Source organism: Oceanotoga sp., assembly GCF_030445905.1.
Taxonomy (GTDB): domain Bacteria; phylum Thermotogota; class Thermotogae; order Petrotogales; family Petrotogaceae; genus Oceanotoga; species Oceanotoga teriensis.
On sequence record NZ_JASUSU010000073.1, the window covers coordinates 1 to 8,719 of the forward strand.

2 protein-coding genes, 1 pseudogene and 1 CRISPR repeat array are annotated in these 8,719 nt (G+C 23.1%); of the genes and pseudogenes, 1 reads left to right on the top strand and 2 read right to left on the bottom strand.

Translation table 11 applies throughout. From position 1 onward, the window contains the following. Positions 1-1,032 (top strand): annotated as a pseudogene (locus PWP28_RS13450) (hypothetical protein); the annotation flags it as partial. 66 nt (positions 1,033-1,098) lie between these two features. Here the strand turns inward: PWP28_RS13450 and PWP28_RS13455 are convergent. Both PWP28_RS13455 and PWP28_RS13460 read right to left on the bottom strand, forming a co-directional pair. Then, complete coding sequence (locus tag PWP28_RS13455; RefSeq protein WP_305081926.1) at positions 1,099-1,557, bottom strand: hypothetical protein; 459 nt, start codon at positions 1,555-1,557, stop codon at positions 1,099-1,101. Beyond that, positions 1,550-4,690, bottom strand: a complete 3,141-nt coding sequence (locus tag PWP28_RS13460; RefSeq protein WP_308644981.1) for a hypothetical protein — start codon at positions 4,688-4,690, stop codon at positions 1,550-1,552. Before PWP28_RS13460 ends, PWP28_RS13455 begins: the two co-directional genes overlap by 8 nt. A gap of 147 nt (positions 4,691-4,837) precedes the next feature. Beyond that, positions 4,838-8,650: a CRISPR direct-repeat array (repeat unit 30 nt; unit sequence GTTTCTAACCCATAAAGGATATATAAGGAC). Positions 8,651-8,719: the final 69 nt, after the last annotated feature.

Below are 8,719 nucleotides of genomic sequence, written 5' to 3' on the forward strand. Positions count from 1 at the left end.
AGAGATTTATTTTATTTTTTATTTGGTGTGGCTTTAAATGTACATGATTTAGGTCATACATATTCAAAATTTAAATTGAAATCTGGAGAATATTTTTATGTTGATTTATTTCCTTCATTAGTTAGAGATTTACACAATGAATTAACTTTAAATTTAATAGATGATAATTTTTTTGATATTTTAGCAATTGAAAATAAGTTTTCTAAATATTCAAAAACTTTAAATGAATTATTTGAAGATAAATCAAAAGAAATTATAAAGGCTATTAAGTTAATTTGTAAGTATCATAGAGGGTATTTACCTATTGATAGTAAAAAAAATAATAATAAAAAATTTGTAGATATTTTTGAAATTGATAATTCTCCTTTGAATGAAATAGTGGGATCTTTTGAGGATGATAATTTAAAAGAAATAATTATTCATTCTACAAGATGGATTAAATTTATAGATGGGACAGATGTTCAAAATGATAGAATAGTAACTAAAAGCTATCATGAAATGAAAAAACAAAGAACTTTTTTTGATCTTATAATTATGATAGATAAATTTTTAAAAGATAATGAAAATCTAAGTGATAATGATCAATTAAACTATTTTACAAATGAATTTAAATCTATAAAAAATATATTGAATTCTGAAAATCAAAATTATGATACTATAGAAAAAATAGCTAATTCAATTGAAGAGAATCTATATGAAAATATAAGATTACATATAAACAATGATGAAATTAAAAAACAAGATGAAGAAATTTCTTTAAATGTATTGAGTCAAATTAATAAAATTATATTCAAAGCAAGACAATTTCCACATTTTGATAAACATTTTGCAGTTAATTCTGTATTTCCTACGTGGTTTGAATGGTCAGATAAAAAAAACATTACTATAATCCATTTTAAATTAATAAAAAACCCAGATTTTAAAGGGGATAGTAAATATATTAATTCTATAAAAGAAAATATAAGTGAAGAACTTAATTTGGCTAATATAAGAATAAATGGTAAAAAACTTGAAATCCATTTTGATTATTAACTATAATTTAATTGAATATGTAAAAAAATAATTAAAAAATTTCTATATTGATGTATAAAAGTAGACTTACAGTCTACTTTTATACATTTTATTTAATACATCAAATAAAAATTTATCTTTATATCTTGGATTTAATGAATTAGTATTTTTATTATAATTATTTTTTATAACTTCTTCTAATAGTATTGACATTCCTCCTTCAGCATATTCTTCGATATCTTTAAAATAGTTATTAAAAAAACTTTCATTTTTCATTTCTTCAAAATTATAATTAATTTTATCAAATATCATACTGTAAAATGATAAAAATATTGATTTATCTGAATAATATGAACTATTAAATTCTTTTTGTTTTTTTTCTATTTTTTCTTTATGATTATTTTTAAATCCTATAACAGCACATAAATAAAATAAATCTTTTATTTCTAATTTTTCATCACATAAACTTTCATAAATACCACTATATTTTTCACTTATAAAAATTTTAAAATAATTAATTTTTCCAAATTCAACTTTATTAATCAAAATAATTACCTCCGAATAAATTAGTTTTATTTTCTATAATAGATATATATTCATTTTTTTTATTGATTTCATAATATTTTCCAAAATAATTAGTGTTTTTGATTATTGATTTGGTTTTATCTTCTAATTCTGTATCTGTTACTAACAATATCCATTGTGAACAAAACTGAGGTACATTTTCTATAATGCTTTTTCTATGTTCACTTGATAATCTTCCGAATGGTGTATCCATTATTAGTGGTATAGATAATGTGTTTTCTTCATTATTTTCATTTGCTATTTTTGCTAATGCATATATGAAAGATAATGAAACTAAGTGTTTTTGACCTGCGGATAAATTAGCTAAAAAATCATGTCCTTGTGAATTTAAGGATATTTCATATTTATCATTTATTTTTATAGAATCGATAAGGTTTTTATCTTTTTCATTTATTAATTTTTTTGTCATATTAGTTGATTCTTCACTTAAAGTTGTCCTAACTTTTTGAATATAATTATCTTTTATTTCATTTATAGTTTTTAAAAAATTATTTAGATATTTTTTTTTAATACTCAAATTCTTAATTTCTTTTTCTTCTTTTTCAAGTTTTTCTATTTCATTTAATAAATCTGTTTTTTTAATTTTTAATATTTTCATTTCTTTTTCTAAATTTTGAATTCCTGCTTCATTATTAATTAGATCTTTTTTTAAAGATTTTAAAGTGTTTTCAGAGTTGTCTAAATTACTTAATTTTTCAGATGATAAATTACTTAATTTTTCTTCTAAAGTCTCTATTTGTATTAAAATTTTTTCTCTATCATCTTTTGATTCATTTATATTTTTTAATATTTTAGATATTCTATCTTTTTTAGATTTTTTAGATTCTTTTAATATTTTTAAATTAATATAAAAATCTTCATAAAATCTTTTATAATCTGATTCACTATAATTATTTTTTAATTCTAATAATTTGTTATAACTTTCGGAATTTTTGTGAATAGGATTTCCGCAAATACATTTTTTATTTTCCAATAATTCATCTATTAATTCTATGGAATAATTTTGTATTTTGTCTTCTTTTTTTAATATCTTTATTTCTTCATAACATCTTTCTATTTTATCTAATAATAATAGGGTTATGTTTTTTCCTTTTATATATTCTAAAGATTCATTTTTTAGATCATTTAATCTTTTATCAATTTTATTTTTTTGTTCTTTTAAAATTTTTAAAGTATTTAAATTTTCTTTTGCTTTTATATTTTCTACTAATTTTAATTCTATATAATTTAATTCTTTTGTTATATAATTTTTTTCTAATTCATATTCTTTATTTTTTATATTTTTTTCAATTTCTAATTCTATCTTCTTTATAATAATATCTACGTTTTTTAAATTTAAATCTCTTATATTTATATAGTCATATTTATCATATCTAATAATTTTTTTACTTCTTTCTATAAAATTATCTATTTTGTATTTTTCAAAATAAGATAATTTTCTGATGTCTTTGAAATTAAAAGATGAATCAAAATTTTTATAACAAATTTCTTCGAATTTTTCTAAAATAGTATCATTATTATAACTGCTACTGGTTATAAAAGCTCCTTCTTTAAATTTAAAATCGTTAGAAAAATAATATTTTAAAATGCCGTACAACGAATATTTATTTAAGCAATTTGAATAATTAAATAATTTTTCTTTAAACATTTCAAATAATTTATAAGTAGGCATTATATCGTTTATTTTAAAATAATTATATAAATATTCTTTTATCTCATTTAATAAATTTTTTGATATATATACATTGTCTATATGAGTATAAGTGCCTCTATCTGATAATACAAGATATTTAGAATTATCAAATGAAGAACTTAAAGATCTAAAAGTTATATTAGTTTTTTTTAGTTTTAATATATCAAAATATTTTTCAGATAATAAATTTTTCAAAATGTTAAAATTAGATTTATTATTCTTATAACCTAATTTAAAATCATTTTTTACAACATATTCTATAAAAGATTTCTTTGTAAAGTTAGAATTACAATAAAAATAATCGTTAATTTTTGTATAATCATAATATAAAAATATATAATTAATTAAAAAATCGTCAATTTTTTCTTTTAAATAAAAATTATCATTAATAAATCTTTCTTTATCATAAAAAAAAAGATTAAAATCAATATATACTTTTTTTATTAAATTCTTAAATTTATCAGTAAAAAAAACGTTATTTTTAAAATCATATGATTCAATATTTAGAATATATTTTATAGTTTTAACTATGTTAATATCTAATTTATCTTTAAGTGAATTTAAATCAATTATATATTTATGATATGGTTCTGAATTTTTTACTAAAGTTAAAATTAATAATTTAAAATTTTTAAATTTCATAGATCTTAAAATATTCTTGTTTATTATTTGGCGAATTCTTTCTCTTGATAAATTAAGTTTATTTCCTATATTTTTTAAGGTACTTCCATTAGTATTTTCTTCAAATATAAAATATAAATTATCAAAGTTATCTTTTAGGTAGTTAATATAATAGTAATAATTAATAGAAATATAGTCATAAAAATTTATATTTTTATCTTTTAAATAATTAATAATATCTTCTATTAAATCAATTTTCAATCTAATATTAGAATCTTTAAAAAAATTAATGCTAAAAAAATCATCATCTGATTTATATTTATTATTTATAGTATAGTTATACAAGTTTTTGTAATTTTTTAATGAATTAATTCCAAAAACATTTTTTTTATTTAAATTATTAAAATTATCTTTGCAATTTTCGGGTAAATATTTTGAAGGCAAAAATAAAAATAAATATTTTTTTTCAACTTCAAATATGTATTTATCTTTTATATTATTATAAATTAGTAAATCTTTGTCAGAATTATTTAAAATAGGAAAGCTTGAAACTTTTTGATATTTTATAAAATCATAATCAATTTGAAAATTATTTAGAATAAAATAATTTTTATATTCTTTTATAATGCTTGATATACTTCTTATACTCACTTTATTATTTTTTAAAAAATATACTAAATTAATTTTTTTAATATTTTTAAAATTAGATAAATCGTTATCCTTAAAAATTTTTTTATTTTGATTAAATGTTTTGAATGAAAAAATATCATCAGTATTCATTAAATTCCTCCTTTGGATAAAATAATTTTTATTTTGCAAAAATTCATATAAAAAATACTCGGTATAAAAACCGAGTATTTTTTTATTTTGATTTATAAAATTTACATAAAAACAAATTTAAAAATTTTAGAAGATTTATGGAAAGGTTGTTTCAACCCATAAAGGATATATAAGGACTAATTATTTCATTGACGTGACTTCACTAAAGTTCTTTAAAGGTTTCTAACCCATAAAGGATATATAAGGACTTGTTGAACAAGATAAAAAACAAACAAGAAACAAAAAAACGTTTCTAACCCATAAAGGATATATAAGGACGCACCAATGAATCAAGTGATAAGTGGTGTTGCAAAGAAAGTTTCTAACCCATAAAGGATATATAAGGACATAAAGAAGATTTATTATAAAGAAAGAAAAAATAAAAGGGGTTTCTAACCCATAAAGGATATATAAGGACAAAAAATTAAGGTGAGCTTGAATGCATTAAAAGCGACAGGTTTCTAACCCATAAAGGATATATAAGGACAAAATACTTAAAATCAATATAGCGGATATACGTTATGCTGGTTTCTAACCCATAAAGGATATATAAGGACAACAGCTCCAAAGCAACAGTAAGTAACAAACCTTACGTAGGGTTTCTAACCCATAAAGGATATATAAGGACATAAGTAACGGTAAAGAAATTGTCTTCAAAAAAGAAGAAGCTTGTTTCTAACCCATAAAGGATATATAAGGACCTATTAAAGGAGCTTTAATAGCTCCTTTATTTTTTTGTTAGTTTCTAACCCATAAAGGATATATAAGGACCACCACACAGTACAAAATTTTGGGACGGCACAGTTGTTCGTTTCTAACCCATAAAGGATATATAAGGACCTAAAATCTGGAGCAATTAGTAAAGATAAGTCTAAACTCGTTTCTAACCCATAAAGGATATATAAGGACTATATCGGTTAAAGAATTTAACAAATATTTGAACGAAAACCGTTTCTAACCCATAAAGGATATATAAGGACGTATTTAGGATATACAAAGATACTTATTTAACTTAGGTATTTGTTTCTAACCCATAAAGGATATATAAGGACTTTTCATAATCTATTTGTTTAATATCTATATATTTGGTTTCTAACCCATAAAGGATATATAAGGACTCGACAGATTCTATAAGGCTACGGTCTTTAAGACCGTGTTTCTAACCCATAAAGGATATATAAGGACACCTTATATGTTTAAAACATATTTTAAAGCAAGATTTAAAAGGTTTCTAACCCATAAAGGATATATAAGGACTAGAAAAAAGGGTCAGAAATTTTTTAAGACCATTAAGAAGTTTCTAACCCATAAAGGATATATAAGGACAGAAAAAGATTTAAGAAAAAATGATTCGATTTGGAGTCATGTTTCTAACCCATAAAGGATATATAAGGACAAAAAGGAAGCGAAAGATTAGCGACGCTAAAATGTACGAGTTTCTAACCCATAAAGGATATATAAGGACCAAGATATGGCCAGTTAGGATTAATTTTTGTATTTGAGGGGTTTCTAACCCATAAAGGATATATAAGGACAAAATAAGATGCCAAAATTGATAGCAGGAGCTCACTTAACTAGTTTCTAACCCATAAAGGATATATAAGGACGACTAATAAGGTTTTTTTTACTATAAAAAGGAGGAAAAAGTTTCTAACCCATAAAGGATATATAAGGACTATTGTATAGTTTCGCCGAAAAAGTTGGTGAGACCAACCTTATGTGTGTTTCTAACCCATAAAGGATATATAAGGACAAAGAAAATGAGTGTATTAGAAGAATTTAGTAAATTAAGGTTTCTAACCCATAAAGGATATATAAGGACACAAAATTAAAAACAAGCAGTAAAAAAATTCACACCATGAGTTTCTAACCCATAAAGGATATATAAGGACCTAGAGTAAAAAAAGAAGTAAAAGAAGAAGTAACATTAGAGTTTCTAACCCATAAAGGATATATAAGGACCTGATTGAGTTAATACAAAGATTTCTACCTGAGGTAATACGTTTCTAACCCATAAAGGATATATAAGGACAAGAAAAATGTTTTGACCCGTGGAATGACCCCCGCAGGTGTTTCTAACCCATAAAGGATATATAAGGACAAAAAAAGGAGAGAATTTAAAAGAAATGTCTATATAAATGTTTCTAACCCATAAAGGATATATAAGGACTCACAGTTACGGTAAATATAGTATTGATGCAATTGAAGTGTTTCTAACCCATAAAGGATATATAAGGACAAGTAATGGTTAAATAGGTTCATAAAAATGGTGAATTGAATTCGTTTCTAACCCATAAAGGATATATAAGGACATGAAATAGAAAGAGGTGATATATGGATGTATGTTAATAGAGTTTCTAACCCATAAAGGATATATAAGGACCAAAATGTTTACTTGACACAGAGAATGAAAGATGATACAGTTTCTAACCCATAAAGGATATATAAGGACTATTATAATAAGGGGAGGTAACAAATATGAATAAATTCGAGTTTCTAACCCATAAAGGATATATAAGGACTAAAAAAGATCTTGAAAAAGGAGGAGATGGAAATATGAATTTGTTTCTAACCCATAAAGGATATATAAGGACTTATTTTGAAAGGAGGAGGAAAAAAATGAAAAGATTAAAAAGTTTCTAACCCATAAAGGATATATAAGGACAAGTAATAAAAAGAAAAATAAATAAAAAGGAAGGTGAAAACGTTTCTAACCCATAAAGGATATATAAGGACCAGGCAATGCAGTCGTGCATTACGAACAGGTAGTAAAATAGTTTCTAACCCATAAAGGATATATAAGGACATTATTTAGAAGAACAAGAAACAAAAATATCTGACAAGTTTCTAACCCATAAAGGATATATAAGGACATTATAAATAGAATAAAGGAGATGAAAAGAATGGGTAAGTTTCTAACCCATAAAGGATATATAAGGACGACACCACACTTGATGGATGGTTCTCTGTCCTTAGGGATAGTTTCTAACCCATAAAGGATATATAAGGACTTTTTCATTACTTCTTACCCTCCTTTAACTGTTGATACTCCGTTTCTAACCCATAAAGGATATATAAGGACGAAATTTAAGGAGGGTGTAAAATGATAGAAGACTACGGATTGTTTCTAACCCATAAAGGATATATAAGGACAATATATTGAATTCTTTCGTTATAGTTCGCCATAATATCGTTTCTAACCCATAAAGGATATATAAGGACTAAATCTTTTAATCTGATTTATGAATCAGAAGATTATAAGTTTCTAACCCATAAAGGATATATAAGGACCTTAAGGGTAAACGATGAAGAAGATCAAATAGAATACTCTGGTTTCTAACCCATAAAGGATATATAAGGACGCTCATTTATAGAGGTAACAAAAATCGAGAAAGGAGTAATAGTTTCTAACCCATAAAGGATATATAAGGACGAAAAAAAGATTAGGTTCTTATATAAATTCCAGCTCATTTAGTTTCTAACCCATAAAGGATATATAAGGACTATAATTATCGTATGTATTCCATGATCATTGATATCCCGTTTCTAACCCATAAAGGATATATAAGGACAATAATAAGAATAATTTTATAACTAAGGTTGCCGCCTGAAAGTTTCTAACCCATAAAGGATATATAAGGACAAAACCAGAACGCAAAGTAACGGACGAACAAGCAAAAGAGTTTCTAACCCATAAAGGATATATAAGGACAATGATTGAATTATCTGTTTTCGATAACTTTTTAGAACATGTTTCTAACCCATAAAGGATATATAAGGACAAAGGTTATGCAAGAGAAGCACAAAACAAAAAAAAGATGGGTTTCTAACCCATAAAGGATATATAAGGACAAAATAACTACAAAAAAATCAAAGGAGAGTGAATAAAATGTTTCTAACCCATAAAGGATATATAAGGACAGTAATAAGATATCTTATAAAAGATACAATATAATTATAACACAGAACAAAAAATAAATAAATAAGGAG